The 23848-nt window shown below is 64.8% G+C and carries 17 protein-coding genes; 11 read left to right on the forward strand and 6 right to left on the reverse strand.

Annotated elements, in window-relative coordinates; all coding sequences use genetic code 11:
- Genes YQ44_RS10185 through YQ44_RS10205 form a run of 5 tightly spaced genes read left to right on the forward strand, consistent with a single transcriptional unit; the run spans position 1 to position 5529 of the window.
- Positions 1 to 2163, forward strand: coding sequence for a hypothetical protein (locus tag YQ44_RS10185; RefSeq protein ID WP_071323279.1), 2163 nt, complete (start codon positions 1 to 3; stop codon positions 2161 to 2163).
- Positions 2164 to 2183: 20 nt separating this feature from the next.
- A complete protein-coding gene (locus YQ44_RS10190; protein WP_071323280.1) occupies positions 2184 to 3251 on the forward strand; it encodes an aminotransferase class I/II-fold pyridoxal phosphate-dependent enzyme in 1068 nt (355 codons plus the stop codon).
- Positions 3235 to 4089, forward strand: a complete 855-nt coding sequence (locus YQ44_RS10195) for a hypothetical protein (protein WP_156894766.1) — start codon at positions 3235 to 3237, stop codon at positions 4087 to 4089. The genes YQ44_RS10190 and YQ44_RS10195 overlap by 17 nt, the downstream gene beginning before the upstream one ends.
- A 29-nt stretch (positions 4090 to 4118) precedes the next feature.
- Complete coding sequence (locus tag YQ44_RS10200) at positions 4119 to 4769, forward strand: hypothetical protein (protein ID WP_071323282.1); 651 nt, start codon at positions 4119 to 4121, stop codon at positions 4767 to 4769.
- A 25-nt stretch (positions 4770 to 4794) separates the two neighbouring features.
- Positions 4795 to 5529 carry an amidohydrolase family protein gene (locus YQ44_RS10205; RefSeq protein WP_083411750.1) on the forward strand — a complete coding sequence of 245 codons (735 nt, stop codon included), beginning with the start codon at positions 4795 to 4797 and terminating at the stop codon, positions 5527 to 5529.
- Between the two features lie 17 nt (positions 5530 to 5546).
- Here the strand turns inward: YQ44_RS10205 and YQ44_RS10210 are convergent, their stop codons facing one another.
- The 4 genes from YQ44_RS10210 to YQ44_RS10225 all read right to left on the reverse strand — a co-directional run bounded on the left by YQ44_RS10210 (position 5547) and on the right by YQ44_RS10225 (position 11070).
- Positions 5547 to 6926, reverse strand: a complete 1380-nt coding sequence (locus YQ44_RS10210; RefSeq protein ID WP_232251243.1) for a sigma-54-dependent transcriptional regulator — start codon at positions 6924 to 6926, stop codon at positions 5547 to 5549.
- A 278-nt stretch (positions 6927 to 7204) separates the two neighbouring features.
- Positions 7205 to 9463, reverse strand: a complete 2259-nt coding sequence (locus YQ44_RS10215; protein ID WP_071323284.1) for an arginine/lysine/ornithine decarboxylase — start codon at positions 9461 to 9463, stop codon at positions 7205 to 7207.
- 257 nt (positions 9464 to 9720) lie between these two features.
- Positions 9721 to 10206 (reverse strand): dihydrofolate reductase, encoded by a 486-nt coding sequence (locus YQ44_RS10220; protein WP_071323285.1) that lies wholly within the window; start codon positions 10204 to 10206, stop codon positions 9721 to 9723.
- Between the two features lie 42 nt (positions 10207 to 10248).
- Entirely contained in the window at positions 10249 to 11070 is an 822-nt protein-coding gene (locus YQ44_RS10225) for an alpha/beta fold hydrolase (protein WP_232251245.1), read from the reverse strand.
- A 190-nt stretch (positions 11071 to 11260) separates the two neighbouring features.
- On the opposite strand from YQ44_RS10225, the gene YQ44_RS10230 reads away from it, so the two are divergent.
- The 4 genes from YQ44_RS10230 to YQ44_RS10245 all read left to right on the forward strand — a co-directional run bounded on the left by YQ44_RS10230 (position 11261) and on the right by YQ44_RS10245 (position 17155).
- Positions 11261 to 11836, forward strand: a complete 576-nt coding sequence (locus tag YQ44_RS10230) for a TerD family protein (protein WP_071323286.1) — start codon at positions 11261 to 11263, stop codon at positions 11834 to 11836.
- 241 nt (positions 11837 to 12077) lie between these two features.
- Complete coding sequence (locus YQ44_RS10235) at positions 12078 to 13328, forward strand: TerD family protein (protein ID WP_071323287.1); 1251 nt, start codon at positions 12078 to 12080, stop codon at positions 13326 to 13328.
- Between the two features lie 45 nt (positions 13329 to 13373).
- Positions 13374 to 14708 carry a VWA domain-containing protein gene (locus YQ44_RS10240; protein WP_071323288.1) on the forward strand — a complete coding sequence of 445 codons (1335 nt, stop codon included), beginning with the start codon at positions 13374 to 13376 and terminating at the stop codon, positions 14706 to 14708.
- A gap of 173 nt (positions 14709 to 14881) precedes the next feature.
- Positions 14882 to 17155, forward strand: coding sequence for an outer membrane beta-barrel family protein (locus YQ44_RS10245; RefSeq protein ID WP_071323289.1), 2274 nt, complete (start codon positions 14882 to 14884; stop codon positions 17153 to 17155).
- Between the two features lie 9 nt (positions 17156 to 17164).
- Here the strand turns inward: YQ44_RS10245 and YQ44_RS10250 are convergent, their stop codons facing one another.
- Together YQ44_RS10250 and YQ44_RS10255 are read right to left on the reverse strand one after the other, a co-directional pair.
- A complete protein-coding gene (locus YQ44_RS10250) occupies positions 17165 to 18202 on the reverse strand; it encodes an SMI1/KNR4 family protein (protein WP_071323290.1) in 1038 nt (345 codons plus the stop codon).
- Positions 18202 to 19176 carry a thymidylate synthase gene (locus YQ44_RS10255; protein ID WP_071323291.1) on the reverse strand — a complete coding sequence of 325 codons (975 nt, stop codon included), beginning with the start codon at positions 19174 to 19176 and terminating at the stop codon, positions 18202 to 18204. Before YQ44_RS10255 ends, YQ44_RS10250 begins: the two co-directional genes overlap by 1 nt.
- A gap of 156 nt (positions 19177 to 19332) precedes the next feature.
- On the opposite strand from YQ44_RS10255, the gene YQ44_RS10260 reads away from it, so the two are divergent.
- Positions 19333 to 22128 carry a bifunctional diguanylate cyclase/phosphodiesterase gene (locus YQ44_RS10260; protein WP_083411751.1) on the forward strand — a complete coding sequence of 932 codons (2796 nt, stop codon included), beginning with the start codon at positions 19333 to 19335 and terminating at the stop codon, positions 22126 to 22128.
- A gap of 211 nt (positions 22129 to 22339) precedes the next feature.
- The gene (locus YQ44_RS10265; RefSeq protein ID WP_071323292.1) at positions 22340 to 23773 is read left to right on the forward strand and encodes an OmpP1/FadL family transporter; all 1434 of its coding nucleotides are present in this window, start codon (positions 22340 to 22342) and stop codon (positions 23771 to 23773) included.
- Positions 23774 to 23848 lie beyond the last annotated feature (75 nt).

Consider the following 23848-nt stretch of genomic DNA (forward strand, 5'->3'; position numbering starts at 1 on the left):
ATGAGCAGCAAGATGAGCAGCAAAATGAGCGGCAAGGGCGGGGGGGCGGGCCAGGCGGGCCCGAAAAACCGGGGCGGCAGCATCGCCGTCACCGTGCACGAGCACGATAGCGGGGGGCGGGTCGTCAACGCGGCCGTCAGCCTGTACCGGGGGCTGGATGCCGATTGCCATAATTTCAATGCCGCCACGTGGGTGGCCGATCCGGCCATGCTGGTCGGCGTGCGCTGGACCGATGGCAATGGCTGCACCGTGTTTTCCGACCTGGCGACGGGCAGTTACGTGGGGCGGTACGGCAATTTTCCGGCCACGGCGCCCCAGTGCGTGACGGTGCAGTCCGGCTGCAGCGCCGTGCTGTGCTTCAAGCCCCAGCTCAACCCGCAGGTGGGGCTGACGTTTGAAACGGCCGACTGCCATCCCAGCGACTGCAATTTCGGCCGCGTGGGCGACCGCGCCATCGCCAGCGTGTCGTTTGACGGCGATCAAAGCGCCGATGGGCGCGACCTGGTGCAGGTGCTGGCCGCCTCGCCGTGGGTGCCCATGCGCGGCACGCCAAATGCGTTTTCCACGCCCGTGCGGCGCGCCGGCATGCACCGCTTCGGCGCGCAGATGATGCTGTCGCAGCGGCCGGAGCTGCTTGGTGCGCTGCCCGTGCCGGAGGGCCTCAGCCCGAATGCCATGCTGGCCGTGGATGCCGATTACGAGACGGAAGAGCGCCAGCCATCGCCGATCACGGGCAATGTGGGGGTGTCGCTGACGCGCACGGAAACGGAGCCGACCGAGGATTTGCCGCTGTGGACCCTGATACGCAACAGTACCGAGGCCATGTCGTTTACGAACTACCTGCATTTCATGGACAGCCTGTTCTGCGGCGACCTGGCGAGCGTGCGCGGCTTCGAGCAGGAACGCTTCGTCAAGAAGGCCGACATGTTCCAGCAGCTCAAGCAGCGCCGCGCGCTGCCGTTTTCCGATTCCGATTCCTACCGCGTGCTGAAAGTGGCGACGGAAGCGTTCGTAATGGTCAATTGCGGCGTGCTGAACCAGCCGCTGGCCTTCAATCCGGCCGAGGACAACGCCTACCTGGACCGGCGCGACATTCCTCAGGGACGCGACCTGGAAACCGTGCTGCGCAACGACTACCTGGAAAACATCGACGGCTTCCAGACCTTGCCGTATCTGGCCGTGATCCGCCGCAAGCTGCCCGACATCCCGATCAGCATCCCGCGCGGCCAGGAAGGCGAAGTGGACCTGTGCTTTGGCATCATCCAGGAAAAGCTGGCCAATCCCTGCCTGCTGGAACTGATCTGGTCGTACTGGCATGAAGAGGGCATGCTGGTGCAGACCATGAATGCCATCACGCAGCGCTTCCAGAACCTGCGCGCGCCCGGCGGCGGCCTCGACCCGCTGTCGAATACGGAAATCGACATGTTGCGGCCCCTGAATAACTTGCTGTGGGGATACACGCAAGATGAGCAGCACCGGCTGACCGTGGTGCGCCGCAATTACGAGTACGACCACCATTACGGCGTGCGTCTCGACGGCAAGGCGGTCCAGCACTTCCGGCCAGCCGACAGCCGCTCGAAGTTCCTGGAAGCGTTCCACCACCTGCTGCGCCTGCTCACCTCGTTCTACAAGCAGGACGACGACACCACCGTCAAGGCGGACGCCTTCCCCGTGCTGAATGCGCTCAAGGAAATCCATTTGATCCTGTCGCAGGGCGCGCACAACCAGTTCGGCGACTTGCCGTCGACGGCGCGCATCGAGATGCTGATGCAGCAATGGATGCTGGCGCGGCCCGAATTCCGCGAATTCCTGCCCACGCGCGTGATGGTGGCGTATCCGGAACCGTGGATGGACCGCGTCGACGCCATGAAGAAACTGCAAGGCTGGACCGATACGAGCGTGATGCACTTCCGCAACCTGGCCATCTTCGGCGAACAGTTGCTGCTGTCTGTGCGCTATGGCAACTGGAGCGACATCTATGAACCGACGCAGGCGTTCAACTGGGCACGCTTCTGGCGTCCGCAAGTGCAGGGCTACATCCACGGCTACCGTGCCGCCACCGGGGTCGACCTGTCCGTCGACAGCAGCGACCCGGTGGTCGAAGCGACCATGCCCTCGGTGCTGCTGCGCCAGCGTTTGAGCCAGCAGCTGCGCAGCGTCTAGGGTGGGAGCGGGGCGGGTGCATGCTCGACTTTACCAGCGCCCTCTACCTGGGCATGCGCCACCCCTCGGCCCAGCTGGCGCCGTGGAGTTGCCTGACCCTGGGCCAGCCGGCGGCCCTGCGGGAGCCGCCGGGCGCGCAGGCGGTGGCGGCCGACCTAGCGGCGCTGCAGGGGTGCGAGGCGGCTTGCGTGCTGCCGTCGACGCTGCACCTGTTCTGGGACCTGTTCGGCATGCTGGCGGCCGAACGGCTGGTGATCCTCGTCGACGGCGGCAGTTATGCCATCGCGCGCTGGGGCGCCGAGCGGGCGCAGGCGCTGGGCTTGCCGCTGCAGGTGTTTCCGGCCGGCGACGTGGTGGCGCTGCGCCGGCTGGCGGCGGCCTGGGGCAATGGCGGGCCGGTCGCCAGGCGCGGCGGCCGGCGGCCCCTGATCCTGGCCGATGGCTATGTGCCCGGCAGCGACGCGGCGCCGCCGCTGGCCAGCTACGCGGCCATCGCGCGGCACGGTGGCGGCTACCTGCTGCTGGACGATACGCAGGTGCTGGGCGTCTCGGGGCCGCACGGCGGCGGGTCGGCACGGCAACATGGTTTGCGGGACGGACACGACGGCAATGGCGGTCACCTGCTCGTCGGCGCTTCGCTGGCCAAGGGCTTCGGCGTGCCGCTGGCCGTGCTGGCGGGCAGCGCCAGCCTGCTGCGGCGCTTTGCGGCGCAGAGCCAGACGCGCGTGCATGCCAGTCCGCCATCGGCGGCCGTGCTGGCGGCGGCGCGGCGGGCGCTGGCGCTCAATGCGCGGCATGGCGATGCCCTGCGCGCCAGGCTGGCGGCCAATGTGGCGCAATGGCGGGCCGCGATGGCGGCGGCCGGTATCGCTTGCCGTGGCGGCAGCTTTCCCGTGCAGCGCCTGCCAGGCCGCGCCAGCCTGCAGGACGCCTTGCGCGAGGCCGGCGTGCTGGCGCTGGCGCAAGCGGGGGGCGGCAGCGGAGCACTGACTTTTTTGTTGCGGGCGGACCATGCACCGGCGCAGTTGGTGCAGGCCATGGCGCTACTTGAACATCACACGAGGAGGCGATATGAACGAGGCATTTGAAATGCTGTCCTTTATGGGGCAGCCTCAGGCAGCTGGCGGGCAGGAGCAGGAGTGGGCCGGCGAATGGGCGACAGAGTGGGAAGGGGAGTGGACCGGGGAGGACGAAGGCGAGTGGGAAGGCGAGCGCCCGCGCCCTGGTGGCGGGCGCGGCGGCATGCGTGGCGGCGGCCTGCGCGCGCGCCCGCCGCTGCGCGGACAGCGCCGTCCCGTGCCGCCGCGCTACCAGGGGCGCCGTCCGCCGCGCCCGCCGCCGCCCTTGCCCTACCTGCCGCCGCGCTTCCGGGGCTGGGGCGGTTACGCGCCGATCTACCCGGCCATCTATCCGGCGGCCTATCCCGTGCCGGAGCCTGCATTTGGCGACCGGCAGGGGCCGGATCAGGCGCTCGACCCGGACCAGGGACAGGACCAGGGCGGCGCGGACGATGACCAGCAACAGGGCGAAATCCCGCCCACCCTGGCCGGCACCCTGGGCCGGGTACCGGAAGCGGCTGCCTTGCGCTACCAGGCGCTGGGACCGCTCGCCGATGCCTTGCGCGATCCGAATGGCCGCGGCCCCGGGCTGTATGTGATCGAATTCGATGCGGGCGGGCGCCGCCGCGCCTACAGCGGGCAGACGGATGACCTGCACCGGCGCCTGCTGCAGCACCGCCTGTGCGGCCAGATGATGGGCGTCGACCTGAGCACGCATCAGGTGTACGTGGCGGCCCTGTCCTCGGCAGCGCAGCGGCGCCGCATCGAGCAGCGCATCCACGACGACATGTTTGCCAACCGGCGCGGCGTGCTGACCAACCAGCGGCGCGAGCTGGAACTGGCCGTGCTCGGTGAATTGTGGACTTGAAGCGCCCTAACTCAGCGAAGGAGAGCATCATGCACCGACTCGAATGTGAATGCGCGCAATGCCGGCAACGTGCCGGCGCCGCGTTTGAAGTGCTGGAATTCGGCCAGGACTGGCCCGGCAAGGGCAGCGCTGCGGCCATCATGAGCGAAGAGGAAGAGCTGCAACTGGCCATGGAGTTGCTGGAAGTGTCCAGCGAGGATGAACTCGACCAGTTCCTCGGCAAGGTCTTCAAGAGCGTGTGGAAAGGCGTCAAGAAGGTGGGCTCGACCATCGCCAAGGTGGCCAAGCCCCTGGGCGGCGCCTTGAAAGCCGTGGCCAAGACGGCCTTGCCCTTTGTCGGCGGCGCGCTCGGCTCGATGATCCCCATACCGGGCGTGGGCACGGCGCTGGGCTCGGCCCTGGGGCGGGCCGCCAGCAATGCGCTGGAGCTGGAAATGGCGGCCGGGGCGCCAGCCGACCGCGAACTGGAGATGGCGCGCCGCTTCGTGCGCATCGCGGGGCAGGCGGCGCGCCTGGCCACCGAAGGCGATGGCAGTCCGCGCGCCGTGGAAAGCGCGCTGACGCGGGCCCTGCACCAGCAATTGCCGCATTTCCGTTCGGCCGCGCCAGACAGCGAGGACGAGAGCGGGCGCTGGCGCCGGCGCGGCAACCGCATCGTCGTGATGGGCGACTGGAATTGAGCGGCCAGCGGCCGGGGAGGGCGGCGTGGTTCCCGTCATCGACTGCCATTGCCATGCCGGTCCCGGCGACGGCTTGAGCGGACCGTGGGACAGCGATGCGCCGCTGCAAGCGTACCTGCGCCGCGCGCGGGCGGCCGGCATCGCCCGCAGCGTGCTGTTTGCCACCTTCCATTCCGATTACGCCATCGCCAACCACGGCGTGGCGCGCATCGTGGCCAGCGCTCCGCAGCGCTACTACGGTTTTGCCTTCGTGCATGCGCGGCGCGACCGGGGGCGCATCCTGGACCTGGTGCGCACGGCCGTCGAGCGCTACGGCTTTGTCGGCATCAAGGCGCACCGCCTGGACGCGCGCATCAGCGGCGAGCTCTGCGATGCGGCGCGCGCCTTCGGCTTGCCCGTGCTGTACGACCCGGCCGGCGAGGTGGCCGTGGCCGAATTGCTGGCGCAACAGTATCCCGACGTCAATTTCATCCTGCCCCACCTGGGCAGCTTCGGCGACGACTGGGCGGCGCAGCTGGCCTTGATCGATCACCTGGCGCGGCACGCGAACATCTACACGGACAGCTCGGGCGTGCGCCGCTTCGACTTGCTGGAGCAGGCCGTGCGGCGCGCCGGGGCGCACAAGGTCCTGTTCGGCTCGGACGGCCCCTGGCTGCATCCGGGCCTGGAGCTGCACAAGATCCACTTGCTGAACCTGCCGCCGCTGGACGCGGCTCTGATCACGGGCGGCAATTTCTTGCGCCTGGCAGGGCTGGCTTGAGGTGGATCAAGGGAGCATCAAGGGGCGGCCGGCGTGGCCGATGTCGCAGCCGCCTGCGCCGCGCAGGCGGCTGCCTTGCGGCGTATCTGCAGGGCGCGGTCGGTCACGCCCAGGCGGGCGGCGGCGCGCTGGTTGTTGCCGTGCTCTTCCGCCAGCACGAGGCGGATGGCCATGTCGGTGGCGCAGCGCGTGATGCACGACAGGTTCAGGCCCAGGCTCAGGGCGCGCCGGATGGCCGCTTCGAAATGCGGGTCGGGCCAGGGCGGCGCCAGCAGCCGCTCTTCGGGCGGCAGGGCACCGATGGTGATGGGGCCGGGACCGCAATGGCGGTGCCAGATGCGCGTGACCGTCTGGCGCAGTTCGCGCACATTGCCCGGGTAGTCGCGCAGCAGCAGGTATTCGCGCACGGCGGCGTCGAGCGGGGGCGGCGACTGTTGCGCCAGTTCCGCCAGGAAATGCCGGGCCAGCGGCAGGATGTCGTCCTGGCGCTCGCGCAGCGGCGGTGTCTGGCAATGCCAGCCCGCGATGCGGTAATACAGGTCGGCGCGAAAGGCGCCGCGCGCCACTTCGCCTTCCAGCTCGCGGTTGGTGGCGCAGACGAGGCGAAACTGCGTCGGCTGCCAGCTGCTGCCGCCCACGCGCTTGTATTTGCGTTCCTGGATGGCGCGCAGCAGCTGTGCCTGCAGGGGTAGGGGCAGTTCGCCCACTTCGTCGAGGAACAGCACGCCGCCGTCGGCCAGGGCGAAGGCGCCGTCGCGCGCGCCGGCCGCGCCCGTGAAGGCGCCCCGTTCATGCCCGAACAGCTCGCTGCCGGCCAGTTCCGGCGACAGCGTGGTGCAGTCGAGGATGGTCAGCTCGCCCCTGCAGTTGCTGAGGCGATGGATCAGTTGCGCCAGTAGATCCTTGCCCGTGCCCGTCTCGCCCGTGATCAGCATCGACGCCTGGCTGAACGCGGCCATTTCCACCACATGGTGCAGCAAGGCATTCCAGGCGGCGCTGTCGCCCACCAGGTGCCGGCGCACGGCGCTCGATGCCAGCAACTGCGTCACCGCCTGCCAGCGCTGCAGCCGCGCCAGCACCTGGCCCGCATCGACGCTGCCGGGCGGCCACAGCAGCACGTCGAGCGCGCCGGCCGCCATCACGGCCCGCTGTTGCGCGCAGCTCAGGGACTGGCCGCAGGCGGCAATCGCCAGCACGCGCGCCCGTTGGCACAAGGCGGGCAGCGTTTGCAGCAAGGTCGCATCGGCGTGCGAAAACAGGACGATGCCATGGCCGTCGCGCTCGCTGTCGCGGTGCTGCACGATAGTTACCTGAGCCTGCTTCAAGGCTGCAGCCAGCAAGGCGCCACTGCCAGCCGCCGCCTGCTGCACGATTTCCAGCCACACCTTGAGCGCCATAGCCATCCCTCCACGAGGGCAGGAGTCGCCCATCTTAGGAGCACGTCACCCCAGCCGTTTGATCTGGCGCAAGCGTGCGCGGTAGCCGGAAATGAAAAACGCCACCTGAAAGGTGGCGCTGATGCGTGCAGTTCAATGAACGTCACAACGGGTCATCCGATCGTAGCGGGCGGCAGCGAGGCCCGGCGCCCCCTCGTGGCCAGGAAGCGCAGCCGTACTTTCGTACGGTGAGCATCGCCGGCCGCAAAGCGCGGCAGGCTAGACTGGATGAGCCGTCACTAGTCGTCCATCTTGACGCAGTCGACGAAGTAACCGCGCTTGCCGTCGACTTCGCGTTTCACGAGGCCATGCACGTCCGTCTCGAAGCCAGGGAAGCGCTCGTTGAAGTCGCGCGCGAAGCGCAGGTAGTCGACGATGGTCTTGTTGAAGCGTTCGCCCGGGATCAAGAGCGGGATGCCCGGTGGATACGGCGTCAGCAGGATGGACGTGATGCGGCCTTCCAGGTCGTCGATGGCGACGCGCTCGATTTCACGGTGCGCCATCTTGGCGAAGGCGTCCGACGGCTTCATGGCCGGGATCATGTCCGACAGATACATTTCCGTCGTCAGGCGCGCCACGTCGTAGGCCTTGTAGAAGTCGTGGATCTGCTGGCACAGGTCGCGCAAGCCCATCTTCTCGTAGCGCGGGTTGGCCGCCGCGAATTCCGGCAGGATGCGCCACATCGGCTGGTTCTTGTCGTAATCGTCCTTGAACTGCTGCAGCGCCGTCAGCAGGGTATTCCAGCGGCCCTTGGTGATGCCGATGGTAAACATGATGAAGAACGAATACAGGCCGCATTTTTCAATGATGACGCCATGCTCGGCCAGGTACTTGGTGACGATGGACGCGGGAATGCCCGTGTCGCCGAACTGGCCGTCCAGCGACAGGCCCGGGTTGACGATGGTCGCCTTGATCGGGTCGAGCATGTTGAAGCCGGGAGCCAGGTCGCCGAAACCGTGCCAGTCGTCCTCGGCGCGTATCATCCAGTCGGCCTGTTCGCCCATGCCTTCGTCGTTGAAGTTGTCCGGTCCCCACACCTGGAACCACCAGTCCTGGCCCCATTCCTGGTCGATCTTCTTCATGGCGCGACGGAAATCGAGCGCTTCCATGATCGATTCTTCCACCAGGGCCGTGCCGCCCGGCGCTTCCATCATGGCCGCGGCCACGTCGAGCGACGCGATGATGGAATACTGCGGCGAGGTCGAGGTGTGCATCAGGTAAGCCTCGTTGAAGGCATCCTGGTCCAGCTTGACCGTATCCGATTCGCGCACGAGGATCTGCGAGGCCTGCGACAGGCCGGCCAGCAATTTGTGCGTGGACTGGGTCGAGAAGATCATCGATTCCTTGGCGCGCGGACGGTCCTTGCCGATGGCGTGCATGTTCTTGTAGAAATCGTGGAAGGTGGCGTGCGGCAGCCATGCTTCGTCGAAGTGCAGGGTGTCGATCTTGCCGTCCAGCATCTCGCGCAGGGTTTCCACGTTGTAGATCACGCCGTCGTAGGTCGATTGCGTGATGGTCAGGATGCGCGGCTTCTTGTTTTTCGCTTCGCGCGCGAACGGATTCGCCTCGATCTTGCGGGCAATGCTTTCCGGCGTGAATTCGTGCAGCGGGATGGGGCCGATGATGCCCAGGTGATTGCGCGTCGGCATCAGGAACACGGGAATCGCGCCGCACATGATGATCGAATGCAAGATCGACTTGTGGCAGTTGCGGTCGACGACGACGATGTCGCCCGGCGCCACGGTCGAGTGCCACACCATCTTGTTCGAGGTGGACGTGCCGTTCGTGACGAAATAGCAATGGTCGGCATTGAAGATGCGCGCCGCATTGCGCTCGGAGGCGGCGACCGGGCCGGTATGGTCGAGCAGCTGGCCCAGTTCCTCGACGGCGTTGCAGACGTCGGCGCGCAGCATGTTTTCACCGAAGAACTGGTGGAACATCTGGCCGATCGGCGACTTCAGGAAGGCCACGCCGCCCGAGTGGCCGGGGCAGTGCCACGAGTAGGAGCCGTCGTTGGCGTAATGTACGAGCGCGCGGAAGAACGGCGGCGACAGGCCGTCCAGGTAGGATTTCGCTTCGCGGATGATGTGGCGCGCGACGAATTCCGGCGTATCTTCGAACATGTGGATGAAACCATGCAGTTCGCGCAGGATGTCGTTGGGAATATGGCGCGAGGTGCGCGTTTCGCCATACATATAAATAGGGATGTCGGCGTTCTTGTAGCGGATTTCCTCGACGAAGGCGCGCAGCGACTTCAGGGCGATATCGGTGTCTTCGACGGAACCGGAACCGAATTCCTCATCGTCGATCGACAGCACGAAGGCCGACGCGCGCGATTGCTGCTGGGCAAATTGCGACAAATCGCCGTAGCTGGTCACGCCCAGCACTTCCATGCCTTCTTTTTCCATTGCGGCGGCAAGGGCGCGAATACCCAGGCCGGACGTATTTTCAGAACGGAAATCCTCGTCAATGATGACGATAGGGAAACGAAATTTCATGCATGTCTCCAAAAAAGCAAGCCGCCCCTGACGTAATGGAGGGGCGGACTAGGGCGCGTCAGCCTGGCGGTATGGGGCCGGCAGTCGCAGAAAAAAAATAAGAACGGGATTCTCGCAGAAATGCGGCGTCTGCGGGAAAAAAATATCATACAAAAAACACTTCAAGCGTGCGCTAGCGTGACGCAACGGTGTGACAGGGGTATTACAGCCATACCTTGCCGCTGGATATATGGCCCTCCAGCACGTTCAGCACCTTATCAGGCTTTGCGTTCCAGCGTGACAAAGGCATACGGCAAGCCGGATGTCTCCGACACATGCGCTTCGCGCGCGGTTTCTTGCCACACAGCATGGTCAATCGCGGGGAAAAAGGCGTCGCAGGCAAACGTCTGGCCGATTTCCGTGACGACCAGGCGCTGGGCCAGGGCCAGCGACTGCCTGTAGATCTCGGCGCCGCCGATGACATAGCCTTGCGCGCCGTCCAGCAGGGCGATGGCTTCCTCCAGCGAGCCGACGGCTTCCACGCCGTCATGGCGCCATGCGGCGTTGCGCGTGATGACGATGTTGCGGCGGTTCGGCAGCGGGCGGCCGATCGAATCGAAGGTCTTGCGCCCCATGAGGATGGGGTGGCCCGTGGTCAGGCGCTTGAAGTGCGCCAGGTCTTCCGGCAGCTTCCACGGCAAGGTGTTGTCGATGCCGATGCCGCCTTGCTGGTCCGTGGCGACGACGATGGTGAGTATGCTCATTGGTTCTGTGAAATAGGTGGGGGCAGGGCCCGATGCCCGTTATTATCGTTGAAATTGCGTTCGGGCTCCACCGGCGTCCGCAAATGCGGACGCGGCCAGGAAGGCGCGCATGGCGTCGGCCAGCGCGTCCGGCGCTTCCAGCGGGAGCATGTGGCCGCAATGGTCTGCGATCATGTGCAAGGTTGCGTCAGGGAAATGCTCCGCCATTTCCCGCAGATCGGCCGGCTTGACCAGCTTGTCGTTCTGCGCGCCCACGATCAGCACGGGAAACGGCAGTTCCGCCAGGCGCCCCATCAAGTCCGGGCGGTGGATGGTGGTGATGAACTGCGCCAGCAGCACTTCCTTGCCCAGGTCCAGTCCCATCTGCTGGATCAGGCCCGTGATGGCCGCATCGTCCAGGTGCGATGGGTGCAGCAGTTCGCGCAGGCGCTGGCGCGTGATGCCCGTATACGCATGGTGTTCGAGGATGGCGACGATGCGCTGGCGCGCCGCGATTTCCGTCGGCAGCAAACCTTTCGCGGAATTGGCGATCAAAGTCAGCGACTGGACGCGTTCGGGGTGGGCCAGCGCGTGTTCGATGGCCAGGTAGGCGCCCAGCGAAAAGCCCACCAGATGCGAGCGCGGCGCGCTGTGGCTGGCGATCAGCGCCTGCATGTCCGCGCGCGTGCGGCCCTGGTGCAAGGGGACGGCGTGCAGCTGGAAGCGCTCGCCCAGGGCGGCAGCCAGGCGCGACCACATGCGTTCATCGCACAAGGTACCGGGGATGCAATCGAGGCGCGTGATGGTTTGCTGTAAATCGGTATGGCTGTTGAAATCGGTCATGATGATGGATGCGTGCACTTGTCGAGCGGCATTATCGGTCATTTTGCCGTGCTGCTGTCCATTGCTGCGGTCCCGTGCCCGGGTGTCGGGCGGCAGATGCGATGGCATTATTTTCAATAGTGCGGCTATGGCATGCATTTACTTTATGGTAGGCTCATGGCTCGTCCGGCCATTGCGCCGGCGTCGTGTTCCGTAGCACCGAATGCAACCTACTAATTAAAAAGGAAATACCATGGCGATCAGTCTGCAAAAAGGCGGCAATGTCAACCTGAGCAAGGAAGCTCCTGGCTTGAAGAAAATCGTGATTGGCCTGGGTTGGGACCCGCGCGCCACCGATGGCGCCGCATTCGACCTGGACGGCAGCGCCTTCCTGTTGAAAACGGACGGCAAGGTCCGCTCCGATGCTGATTTCATTTTCTATAACAACCTGAAGTCGGCCGATGGCTCCATCGTCCACGCGGGCGACAACACGACCGGCGGCGGCGATGGCGACGACGAGAAAGTGGCCGTCGACCTGGCCAACGTGCCGGCCGATATCGACAAGATCGCCGTGGCCGTCACCATCCACGACGCGGAAGCCCGCAAGCAGAACTTCGGCATGGTCGGCAAGGCCTACATCCGTTGCCTGAATGGCGACAATGGCGCGGAAATCGCCCGCTACGACCTGTCGGAAGACGGTTCGACGGAAGCGGCCATGATCTTCGGCGAAATCTACCGCGCCGGCAGCGAATGGAAATTCAAGGCCATCGGCCAGGGCTTCAAGGGTGGTCTGGGGCCTCTCGCACGCTCGTTCGGCATCAACGCTTAAGAGCTACGGAAAACGGTCCATGGCGGCGTTGCGCCGCCTCGCCGTACTATGCGTACTGTCTTCGGCGACGCGCCTTGCCCTGAACCGTTGTCCGCAGCTCTTTTGGCCTTGTATCCGTACATGGAACAGCGGTCCATGGCGGCGTTGCGCAGCCATGGACTTACTGTACTCGTACTGCCTTCGACAACCCGCCTTGCCCTGGGCTGCTGTTCGAAGCTTTCACACCTGAATAAACAATCCCATGGAAAATCTGATCAAGGGGCAGCGTCTGGCGCTGTCAGGCCTCGTCACGGGCAACGCTTTGCAGCTGGGCATCAGCAGCGCCGGCCTGGCGCTGGACTTTGCCTGTTTCGGCCTCGACGCCAATGGCAAGCTGTCCGACGACCGCTACATGACCTTCTTCAACCAGCCGCGCACGCCATGCGGCGGCGTGGAGGCGGCCGCGCCGTCCGGTGACGCGGCCGGTTTCAGTTACCAGCTCGATCGCTTGCCGGCGTCCATCGAGCGCCTCGTCGTGACGGCTGCCATCGATGGTGCGGCCACCATGGCCCAGCTGGGCAGCGGCTGCCTGCGCCTGCTCGACGGCGCGCGCGAGCTGGCCCGTTTCGCGTATGCGGGCACGGATTTTGCGCAGGAAAAAGCCGTCATGCTGGGCGAGTTTTACCGCAAGGATGGCGCCTGGCGCTTCATGGCCGTGGGACAGGGTTTCAATGGCGGCCTCGACGCGCTGGTCGCGCATTTCGGCGGCGAAGTGGCGCAGGCCGCTCCCGCTCCCGTGGCGCCGAAGATTTCCTTGTCGAAAATCTCGCTGACCAAGGCGGGCCAGACGCACAGGGTGTCGCTGGAGAAGGGCGCGGGCGCGCCGAAAAAGCTCACCGTCAAGGCCACATGGACGGACAACGGCGATGGCGACGACGATAACGACGACCTCGACCTGCGTGTGGGCGTGCTCTTGCCGAACGGCCAGATGCGCTTCATCCAGGCGCCCGATACGGCGGGCAGCTTCGACAGCATGCCCTACGTGCGCCACCTGGGCGACGTGGCGGGCGCGTCGGGCAAGGAGCCGGCCACGGAAACGGTGGAAGTCAACCCGGCGCTGGCGCAGCATTATGGCGGCACCGTCGGCCTCGTCTTCAGCGTGTATTCGGCGCTGGCCAACGGCGCCGTGTCGGTGGCGTCCATGCGGCCGAAGATGGTCATGCAGTATGGCGAACAGATCGTCGAGTGCGCGTTCGACTTCCGCCTGTCCAAGGCGGCCGAGGACGATTCCGTCTACACCTATGTGATCGGCCTGGCGCGCATCACGCCCGACAGCATCATCCTCGAGCCGTCCGGCAGGACGTCGCCGCCGGACAGCGAAGCGACGCCGTGGCTGAGCTGGCAGGGCGAAGGCTTGCAGCTGGCCTTCAACGGTCCCGTCGTCTTCAAGGGCGAGGACAAGGATGATGAAGACGATTTCAACGCCGACAATCCACGCCGCTACATCGCCTGAGGCCGTGCAACTTCACATAACGCAGTATCGATACCGGAGAAACTGATGGAAACCTTGTCCAAGGGCCAGCGCTTGCCGCTGGCCAATCTTGTCCCCGATGGCGTGCTGGACGTTGGCGTCGCCGCGCAGGGGCTGGCGCTCGATTTTGCCTGCTTCGGCCTCGACGCCAACGGCAAGCTGTCCGACGAGCGCTACATGACCTTTTTCAACCAGCCGCGCACGCCGTGCGGCGGCGTGGAAGCGCGCGCGGCCAGCCATGGCGACAATGCCGCGTTCGCCTTCCAGCTGGCGCGCCTGCCGGCCGGCGTGGAGCGCCTGGTGCTGACGGCCTCGATCGATGGCGGCGGCGTCATGTCGCAGCTGCAGGCGGGCCATGTGCGCCTGCAGGCGGGCGGACGCGAGCTGGCCCGCTTCGCCTTTGCCGGCGCTGATTTTGCGCAAGAGAAGGCCGTCATGCTGGCCGAGCTGTACCGCAAGGACGGCGCCTGGCGCTGCATGGCCGTGGGCCAGGGCTTCAATGGGGGCCTCGATGCGCTGGTGCGCCATTTTGGCGGCGAAGTCGCTCAATCGGCCCCGGCCGCCCCGGCTGCGGCGTCGGCCGTCATGCAGGCCAAGATCGACCTGGAAAAGCGGGTCGAACGCGAAGCGCCGCAACTGGTGAGCCTGGTCAAGCAGGCGGGCGTGTCGCTGCAAAAGGTGGGCCTGTCGGCGCACCGCGCCAAGGTCTGTCTGTGCCTCGATATTTCCGGCTCCATGGGCCGGCTGTACAAGGAAGGCCTGGTGCAGCGCTTTGCCGAGCGCATCCTGGCGCTCGGCTGCAAGTTCGATGACGATGGCGAGATCGACGTTTTTCTTTTTGGCAAGAACGTCCACCACCCGGCGCCGATGGCCTTGAGCAACTGCAATACCTACGTGGGCCAGGCCATCACCCGCCACCCGCTGGAAGGCGACACGCGCTATGGCGCCGCCATGCAGGCGATCCGCGCGTTTTACTTCCCTGATGCGCGTGGCGGCGAGCGCACGCGGCCCATCGCGGCCGAGCTGCCCGTGTACGTGATGTTCGTCACCGATGGCGGCACCAGCGACCAGGCGACGACGGAGAAACAGTTGCGCTGGGCCAGCAACGAACCGATTTTCTGGCAATTCATGGGCATCGGCAAGGGACGCAAGTCGAAGAGCAAGTTCCTCGCCGCCTTTGCCGATTCGGATTTCCCCTTCCTGGAAAAGCTCGACGAGTTGCAGGGCCGCCTGGTCGACAACGCCAATTACTTTTCCGTCAGCTCGCCCGACGAGCACAGCGATGCGGAACTGTATGACTTGCTGATGACGGAATATCCAGGCTGGCTGAAGCTGGCGCGGGGGCAGGGCTTGCTGCGTTAGCATCAGGCGCATCGGGTGAGGCTGGAATGCCACAAGGGCAAGAGATTTGTAAATTGAAGTAAATTGCCATGCTGCGCATTTGCCTTGGCCTGGCGACTCGTGGCATGCTTTCAATGTGCCCTCACGCTGCGGCGTAGCGCCTCATCCGTAGCGTTTCCATTATTCATTACCTCATGCATAAAATCCTCTTTCACTGTCTGGCGGGCGGCAGCCTGCTGGTCGCCGGCGCCGCCCAGGCGCAAACCGCTGCCACCGCTGCCACTGGCGACGCCGTCGTCAAGCCGGCGCCGCCGGCCAAGGTCCCGGCCGTCGATGCGCCCGCTACCGTCAGCGTCACGGCCGAGCGCCCCACGGGCCGCATCGACCGGCAAGTCTACGACGTCAAGTCCGACGTGGGCAGCACCAACGGCACGGCGGCCGACGCACTGAATAACGTGCCGTCGGTGGCCGTCGATCCCGATGGTTCCGTGTCCCTGCGCGGCAGCAGCAACGTGCAGATCCTGATCGACGGCAAGCCGTCGGCCATGCTGCAGGGCGACTCGCGCGGCGCCACCCTGAACGCCATGGCGGCCGACGATATCGAGTCGGTGGAAGTGATCAACAATCCCGGCGCCCAGTTCGGTAACGAGGCCGGCGGCGGCCCGATCCTGAATCTGGTGATGCGCCGCAACCGCAAGCCGGGCGGCTTTGCCACCGTCAACGCGAATACGGGCATCGGCGGGCGCTACAACACGGCTGTTTCGGGCAGCTACAACGAGGGGCCATGGGGTTACCAGGGCGGCATCAACTTCCGTCACGATGGCCGCAATTCCGTGGGCGAGGTCAGCCGCGAGCGCCTGGACCGCGATACGGGCGCGTTTGCCCCCAGCAGCCAGCGCTCCACCAGCAATGGCTTGAATGATTCGCTGGGCTTGAACGGCACCGTCAATTACAACCTGAACGCCAATGACACGCTGGCCGCCAGCGTTTCCTACAACGGCCGCAGCAACGACCAGCGTTCGCTCGATCGCTACATCAATGGCGACAGCGCGGGCAACACCATCGGCGACTATGTGCGCAGCACCGTGCGCAATGGCGACAGCCGCAACTACAGCTGGGGCGCGCGCTACGACCACAAGGGCGAACTGCCGGGCGAGACATTGAAGATCGACCTGCGCGTGTCGTCGTCGAACAACGAGAGCGACAGCGATTACGCCAACGCCTACACGGTGGCGCCCCCGAATGCCTTCGACACGCGCGCGCGCCAGCACAGCGAGACGGGCAACCGCATCGTCGACTTCAGCGGCGACTACGAGCGTCCGCTGGCGGGCGGCACGGCCAAGCTCGGCTACAAGGTGGCCGACAACAAGAGCAGCTTCGATACCCTGTACACGGACATCAACCCCGGCAGCCTGGCGGAAACTGTCAATCCCATGCGCAGCAACCGTTTCGAGCTCGACGAGCGCACCATCGCGCTGTACGGCTCCTACCAGATGCGCATCAACGAGCGCTGGGGCGCGCTGGCCGGTTTGCGCGCCGAATACACGGACTTGAATGTGCGCCAGATCACGGGCGGCATCGAGGCCAGCAACAATTACGTCAACTACATACCGAGCCTGTTTGCCACGTATAAAGTCAGCGACGAGAGCAATCTGCGCTTCAGCTATGCGCACCGCATCCGCCGCCCGAACGCCGGCGACCTGAACCCGTACGTGGTGTACCGCGACGAGTTCAATGTGTCGTCCGGCAATCCCAAGCTGAAGCCCACGCAGACGGATTCGTTCGAAATCGGCTATGAAACCAAGCTGTTCGGCCTGGAAAGCAGCTTGCGCGCCTATCATCGCCGCGACACGGATGCCATCGTCGATTACCGTTATTTCATCAGCGATAACGTCTTGCTGACCACGCGCGAAAATGGCGAGGGCAGCCATTCCAGCGGCATGGAGTTCAGCGTCAGCGGCAAGCTGACGCCATCCCTGACCCTGAACACGAGCGGCAACCTGGCGCGCAGCCAGCAGACCAGCTCCGACGACCTGGGCAACCGCAGCACGCGCACGGCCAACTCGCTCAGCGGCAGGGCGCGCCTGAATTACCAGATCAATGCGGACAATCAGCTGCAACTGGCCCTGCAAATGCAGGGCAAGACCCTGTCCGGCCAAGGCTACCGCTCGCCGAACAACACGCTGAACCTCAGTTTGCGCCATACGGTGACGCCGCAATTGAGCCTGGTCATGAATGTGACCGATGTTTTCAGCAGCAACAAGATGGAAACCGTCATCAACAGCGCCTCGCTGCGCGAGACGAGCACGCGCCGCTTCGATGGCCGGATGATTTATGTGGGATTGTCGTACCGCCTCGGCGGCGCCGGCACGGCGGCGAAGGATGGCGAGCGCGAGCCGCGCTTCGGTCCACCGGGCGGACGGGGCCCCGGTGGTCCGGGCGGTCCGGGCGGTCCCGGCCCCGGCTGATGCCGGAGCTCAGGCGGCGGCGATTTCCAGCAGGAAGTCGATAAAGCTGTCAGCGTGGCGCTCGAAACGCCAGGCGCCGGCGCCATGCCGGGCCGTGTACACGGGCGCGTCGCCGTTGGCGATGGCGCCCAGGTCCAGGCAATACGGATCGCCGCCCGCATCGGCGATCACCAGATAGTGTTCGGGCCAGCCGGCAATGGCTGCATCGCTGGCGGGATTCCAGGCGTAACCGTGCTGGGCCTTGACCAGTTCCACCGCGCCGTACAGGTTCAAGCCCTGGAAATACTGCTCGCTGTCAATCAACACCCGCAGCGGCGAATGGCAGGCCAGGAAGCGCCGGTAATGCTCCGGCAAGGCCCAGCGCTGCGCGATGGCGGCCATGTCGGCGGCGCTGGCGATCGTCAGCCAGTTCGATGGCTGCGCCAGGTCCTGTTCCTGTTTGCGCCTGGCCGCCAGTTTTTTCTCCAGCCTGGCCGCGGCTTTTTCCAGCGCCGTGCGCGGCTCGTCCAGCGATGCATGGGTGGCCGGCGCCGCATGGCCGGCGCCATCCGGGCAGCCATCGCGCTGCCAGGCCAGCACGGCATCGAGCTTCAAACTGTCTTGCCGCCAATGGCCGGGGTCTGTCGGCAAGCCCGCATCGAAGGGCTGGCGGCTGAAGACGGCCAGGCTTTTCACGGCCTTGGCCCGCACTTCCAGGCTGGCAGTGCCGGACGCGGCCAGCGCCACCAGCGGCACATAGGCATCCTTGCCTGCGCTTTTCAGCAAGCCATCGACACTCCAGTACGCCAGCGTGGGTTGCGCCAGGGCCCAGGCGAAAAATGCCGCATGCTCATCTGCTTCCACCAGGCGCGCGATATCGCTCATGAGGAAGTTGCGCCAGTGTAGCAACTGCCCCTCCTTGGCGTAGCCGATGAGGATATCGAGCACGGCCAGCCGGTCGCTGGCGCCGTGCTTTGCCAGCAGCCGGTCTTTTAGTTTGGAAAACTTGACGCCATCGGTCTCGTCAAACAGCTTGCGGTGCAGGGCGGCCAGCGCAGTCACCGCCATCAGACGGCCATCGCCGCCTTGATGGGCGCATGGTGTTCATAGCCTTCCAGCGAGAAGTCGGACGGTTCGATCTTTTCCAGCCACTCGGGTTCGTACTTGCCCGTCTTGGCGTAAGCGGGCACGCGGTCGGCAATGACGAATCTCGGGGCCGGGAACGGCGTGCGCTTCAATTGCTCTTCCACCATGTCGAGGTGGTTTTCATAGATGTGCGCGTCGCCGATGAAATAGGTGAACCAGCGTGGCGTGTAGCCCGTCAGGCGCGCCACCAGGTGCAGCAGGGCCGCGCCTTCGGCGATATTGAACGGCGTGCCCAGTCCGATGTCGTTGCTGCGCACATACAGACACAGCGACAGCTCGCGTGTGCCGGCGTTCGGGATGAACTGGTACAGCAAGTGGCAGGCGGGCAGGGCGACGGCGTCCAGCACGGCCGGGTTCCAGCCGTGGAACAGGATGCGGCGGCTGCCGGGGTTGTGCATGATGGTGTCCAGGCATTCGCGCAGCTGGTCGACGGCCTTGTACAGCAAGACTTTCTGTACGCCCGCTTCGACGATGGGGGCGATCAGCGTAAACCCGTTGGCCTGCGCATCGGCGATCTGCGCCGGCTGGTCGGCGTCGAGCAGTTTATACGCGGGCCATTGGCGCCATTGCACGCCGTACACGGGGCCGAGGTCATCCTCGCCTTCGCGGTAGGGGTTGGCCAGCCACTGCGCATTCTCATTGGCGTTCTGGTCCCACACTTTACAGCCGAGCGCGCGGAATTCGGCCGCGTTGCGCGAGGCGCGCAGGAAGGCGCACAATTCGCCGATCACGGATTTGAAAGCCAGTTTCTTGGTCGTCACGGCAGGGAAGTTGCCGTTGGCCAAGTCGAAACGCATCATGGCGCCCGGCACGCTCAGGGTGCGGATGCCCGTGCGGTTGTCTTGCCAGCTGCCCGTTTCGAGGACGGTCTTGATCAAATCTTGATATTGCTGCATGTATTTCTCCAACGGTAAGGATGGTGATTGTAACGCAGGCGCGACAGGCGGGCCGCCGCCCGCACAGATAATTACACTACCTTATCACCTGCAAACATGACTCTGTGGTAATTTGTGTGTCCCTAAGGAAATATAGAAACGGCAGATGCTGGCACCATGTTTTTGCGACAATTTGTAAATAATAATAACGCCGCCGTGGTGGAAATGAGCAGGGCCGATTTTCTCAAGGCCAACCTGCGCCTGATCCTGGCCTGGCCCCTGCTGGGCGTGGCCCTGTGCGCCGTGCTGTGGACGGCCACCATGCTGCAGCTGGAAGCGGAAAAGAAGGTGGCGCAGCAGCAGGCGCTCGACAGCGTCTCCTCGCAGTCGAAGGCGTATGGCCAGTATCTGCTGCGCACGCTCGAGCAGATGGACCAGCTGACCCTGCAGCTCAAGTATGAATGGGAAAACTCGCGCGGCCACTTGCGCCTCGACCAGTTGAAGACGCAGGGCATGTATGCCTTGCCGCAATTTGCCATCGTCGCCATCCTCGACCGCAAGGGCCAGGCCGTGACGGCCACGGCGCCCTTGACGCGCCTGCGCACGAACGAGCGCAGCGATTTCCTGCTGCGTCACTGGCGCAGCAATTCCAGCGCCCTGCGCATCGCGCTGGGACGCGCCAACGAGGCGGCCCCGGCAGCCACGGCCACGGGCATCGACGAGACGCTCGTGCATTTCACGCGGCGGCTGGAAGACGAGGACGGCAATTTCGACGGCGTGCTGCTGATCTCCATCCATTCCAGCTATTTTTCCGAATTCTACGACAGCGTCAATTTCGGCAAGCTGGGCATGTCCGCCATGGTCGGCGAGGAGGGCGAGCTGTTCAGCACGCGCCTCGGCGCGCGCGTCCTGCCTGTCCATGCGGGCCAGGGCACGGCGTTCCTCGACACGAGTTTCCTGGAAACGGACAGCGGCGCCATGGAGTCGGGCAGCCGCGTGGCGTTTTCCGACAAGCAAAACCGCTATGTGGGCTGGCAGGCGCTGAAGGCGTATCCGTTTACGGCCGTGGTGGGTTTTGCCGACAGCGAAATGCTGCATCCCTACCAGGAAACGCGCACCATCTACATGGGGATCGCCTTTGCCGTGACCTTGCTGCTGCTGGCGTTTACCGTCATCGCCACCGTGCTGTCGTTGCGCCTGGCCTGGCGCCACCACCAGTCCGAGGGCGTGCGCAACGCCTACCGCATGGCCACGGAAGGCACGAGCGACGGCTTTTTCATCATCTCCGCCCTGCGTGGCGACGATGGCGGCATCGTCGACTTCGAGATCGTCGATTGCAACGAGCCGGGCGCCGGCTACTTCGGCGTGCGCCGCGAGCAGTTGCTGGGCATGCGGCTGCAGTCGCGCGCCCACGAGCCGTATTTCCGCGACCTGATCCATAATTACCGGGCCGCCATGGTTTCCGGTTTTTCCGAGGAAGAGATCGAATTGCCGGATGGCAATCCATTCAAGCTGCGCTGGATACGCCGGCGCCTGGTGCGCAGCGGCGACCGCCTGGCCGTCACCCTGCAGGACATCAGCACGGCGAAGGAGCACGAGCGCGACCTGCGCCGCCTGGCCAACGAGGATGGCTTGACGGGTTTGCCCAACCGCTACTGGCTGCAGCAATTCCTGCCCGGGGCGCTGGCGCGCGCGGCGATCACGCGCCACATGCTGGCGCTGCTGTTCATCGACCTCGACGGTTTCAAGGATATCAACGATACGCAGGGCCACGCGGAAGGCGACAAGGTGCTGCGCGCCGCCTCGCTGCGCCTGAAGGCCGTGCTGCGCCCGGGCGACCATGTGGTGCGCCTGGGCGGCGACGAATTCGTCGTCGTGCTCGACCCGGTGGAGGACGACAGCCGCGCCGAGCAGGTGGCGCAGCGCATCGCCATCGCCTTCGACGAACCGTTCTACCTGGGCAGCGAACGCCACAAGATGGGCGCCTCGATCGGCATCAGCCTGTATCCGCGCGATGGCGCCGAGACGGAAGTGCTGCTGAAGAACGCCGATATCGCCATGTATGCCGTGAAGGTGGCGGGGAAGGGCCATCACCGCTTCTTCCAGCCCGAATTGTTCGAAACCATCCGCAGCCGCCGCGAACTCGAGCAAAGCCTGGTGGCGGCGCTGGAACAGGACCAGTTCCTCGTCGTCTACCAGCCGCGCGTCGACGCCATGAGCGGGCAGCTGTGCAGCATGGAGGCGCTGGTGCGCTGGCGCCATCCGCAGCACGGCATGGTGCCGCCGCTGGAATTCATCCCCGTGGCCGAAAGCAGCGGCCTGATTTCGCAGCTGGGCGAAGTCGTCATCGAAAAGGTGTGCCAGCAGATGGCGCACTGGCAGGCCAGCGGCCTGGAGCTGGTGCCCGTCTCGATCAACGTCTCGGCGCGCCAGTTCGGCCGCGGCGACGTGCACCAGGTGCTGGCGTCGGCGCTGGCGCGCCATCGCATCGATGCGCGCCTGATCGAGGTGGAAATCACGGAATCGGCCATGATGGATGAACAGAACCGCGCCGTCGAGCAGCTGTCGGCCATCCGCGCGCTGGGCGTGCGCCTGCTGGTCGACGATTTCGGCACCGGCTATTCCTCGCTGTCGCAGCTGCAGAAGTTCGCCATGGACGGCTTGAAGATCGACCGCGCCTTCACCATGGAGCTGGGGCGCTCGGAGCAGGGCGAGGTTTTCGTGCGGGCCATCCTGTCGATGGCCCATGCGCTGGGCATGAGCGTGGTGGCCGAAGGGGTGGAAACGCGCGAGCAGCTCGACATCCTGCGCGCGTTGCAGTGCAACGAGGTGCAGGGCTATTTCATCTCGCGGCCCGTGCCGGCCGAACAGATGCAGGTGCTGATGCGCAAGCGCTTCCTGATACCGCTTCCCGTTCCCGTATCGCCACCGTACAGTCCTGTGCAAGGAGAGGAAAACAACACCGTTTCATAAAAAGAGCGAACGTTCGCTTTTTATTTCAAAATATTATATGCTTCGCTCATGCCGTCAGTGAATTGGAGTTCACGGCGGCAAGAAAAGTGCAAGACGGGCCAGGTTGAGACGCCCGAGACAGTGCGCCGAAGAAACTAAACACGGCAGACAAAACGCGACGCACAGCAGGTTTTGTCCAGTGTTTTTATTCATATAATAAAGAGAGACCAACTTGAAACATAAATATCTGCCCCTCCTGATCGTCGCCGCATTCGCCGGCATTTCCTCCACCGCACAAGCATCGGGTTACCGTTTCGGTTCGCAAAGCGTGTCCGGCCAGGGTTCGGCCGATGCGAACGGCGCCGAAGCGGCCGACGCCTCGACCATTTTCTACAATCCGGCCGGCCTGTCGCGCCTGGAAGGCACGCAGTTCGTCGGCGGCGGTACCCTGGTGGTGCCGCATTCGACGTATGAAGACACGGGTTCGAAGACCTTCACCGGCCGCACCCCGGGCGGCACGACCAAGGATTACGCGCCGGACGCGGTCTTTGCACCAGCCCTGTACGCGAGCAAGAAGGTCAATGAGCAATGGACCGTCGGCATGGGCCTGTTCGTGCCGTACGGCGCCAAGCTCGATTACGGCAATGACTGGAGCGGCCGCTATGCGATCACCAACATCAAGCTCGAAGCCATCGCCCTGAATCCTTCCGTTTCCTTCAAGGTCAATGAGCACCATTCCTTCGGTTTCGGCGTCACCGCCGAACACATGAAGGCGGAACTGGGCCAGGCGGTCGACGTGCCGGGTTCCGTGGCCTTCCTGGCCCAGCACGCGCCAGCCGCGTCGCAAGCCTTCCTGGCGAATATCGCCAAGACGCAGGGCCTGGCCGCCGCACAGGCAGCCGGCGCCGCCCTGAAGGGCGCGAAGGATGGCCATGCCTCGATGGATGGCGACGACTGGGGCTTCGGCTTCAACCTGGGCTACCTGTACCAGATGAATGAAGGCACGCGTTTCGGCATCTCCTACCGTTCGTCGATTTCGCACAAGCTGAAAGGCGACACGATCTGGGACTTCTCGCAAGTGTCGAACAACGCGGATGTGAATGGCTTCATCGCCAAGGCATCGAACAAGGTCAATTCCAAGGCGCTGGTGGAAGTGCGCACGCCGGAAACCCTGTCGGTCAACGCCTTCCATCAAATGGATGATCGTTGGGCCCTGATGGGCGACGTCACCTGGACCCGCACCTCGCGCCTGCAGAACCTGGACATCCAGTTCCCGCCGACGGCCGAAGGCCCGGAACGCATCCGCCAGCAGTGGAAGAACACCTACCGCGTCTCGCTGGGCACCAACTACAAGTACAGCGAAAACCTGCTGCTGCGCGCCGGTATCGCGCATGACCAGGCGCCAGTGCGCAGCGCCGAGCTGCGTCACCCGGCGCTGCCGGACAGCGACCGCATGCAGTACTCGATCGGCGCGAACTGGAAGCTGAACGCCAATTCCTCGCTCGACCTGGCTTACAGCTACATCGACTTCAAGGATGCCACGGTCAACTACAAGAATGACTGCTCGCCGGTGACCCCTGGCTGCACCGGCAACGGTGAAACCACCAAGGGCCTGTTCAAGACCCGCATGCAGTTGATTGGTCTCGCTTACAACTACAAGTTCTAAGCAAGCGATGGCGGCCGATCCGGCCGCCGGAATGTGAAAAAGGCGCCTTCGGGCGCCTTTTTTGTGCCATGCACA

Origin of the sequence: Janthinobacterium sp. 1_2014MBL_MicDiv, assembly GCF_001865675.1 — a bacterium.
GTDB lineage: Bacteria > Pseudomonadota > Gammaproteobacteria > Burkholderiales > Burkholderiaceae_D > Janthinobacterium.

Bases quoted from the DNA above. Each gene is read 5' to 3' on its own strand.
- YQ44_RS10185 (WP_071323279.1), top strand. From the start codon at position 1: ATGAGCAGCAAGATGAGCAGCAAAATGAGCGGCAAGGGCGGGGGGGCG.
- YQ44_RS10190 (WP_071323280.1), top strand. From the start codon at position 2,184: ATGCTCGACTTTACCAGCGCCCTCTACCTGGGCATGCGCCACCCCTCG.
- YQ44_RS10195 (WP_156894766.1), top strand. From the start codon at position 3,235: ATGAACGAGGCATTTGAAATGCTGTCCTTTATGGGGCAGCCTCAGGCA.
- YQ44_RS10200 (WP_071323282.1), top strand. From the start codon at position 4,119: ATGCACCGACTCGAATGTGAATGCGCGCAATGCCGGCAACGTGCCGGC.
- YQ44_RS10210 (WP_232251243.1), bottom strand. From the start codon at position 6,926: ATGGCGCTCAAGGTGTGGCTGGAAATCGTGCAGCAGGCGGCGGCTGGC.
- YQ44_RS10215 (WP_071323284.1), bottom strand. From the start codon at position 9,463: ATGAAATTTCGTTTCCCTATCGTCATCATTGACGAGGATTTCCGTTCT.
- YQ44_RS10220 (WP_071323285.1), bottom strand. From the start codon at position 10,206: ATGAGCATACTCACCATCGTCGTCGCCACGGACCAGCAAGGCGGCATC.
- YQ44_RS10225 (WP_232251245.1), bottom strand. From the start codon at position 11,070: ATGACCGATAATGCCGCTCGACAAGTGCACGCATCCATCATCATGACC.
- YQ44_RS10230 (WP_071323286.1), top strand. From the start codon at position 11,261: ATGGCGATCAGTCTGCAAAAAGGCGGCAATGTCAACCTGAGCAAGGAA.
- YQ44_RS10235 (WP_071323287.1), top strand. From the start codon at position 12,078: ATGGAAAATCTGATCAAGGGGCAGCGTCTGGCGCTGTCAGGCCTCGTC.
- YQ44_RS10240 (WP_071323288.1), top strand. From the start codon at position 13,374: ATGGAAACCTTGTCCAAGGGCCAGCGCTTGCCGCTGGCCAATCTTGTC.
- YQ44_RS10245 (WP_071323289.1), top strand. From the start codon at position 14,882: ATGCATAAAATCCTCTTTCACTGTCTGGCGGGCGGCAGCCTGCTGGTC.
- YQ44_RS10250 (WP_071323290.1), bottom strand. From the start codon at position 18,202: ATGGCGGTGACTGCGCTGGCCGCCCTGCACCGCAAGCTGTTTGACGAG.
- YQ44_RS10255 (WP_071323291.1), bottom strand. From the start codon at position 19,176: ATGCAGCAATATCAAGATTTGATCAAGACCGTCCTCGAAACGGGCAGC.
- YQ44_RS10260 (WP_083411751.1), top strand. From the start codon at position 19,333: ATGTTTTTGCGACAATTTGTAAATAATAATAACGCCGCCGTGGTGGAA.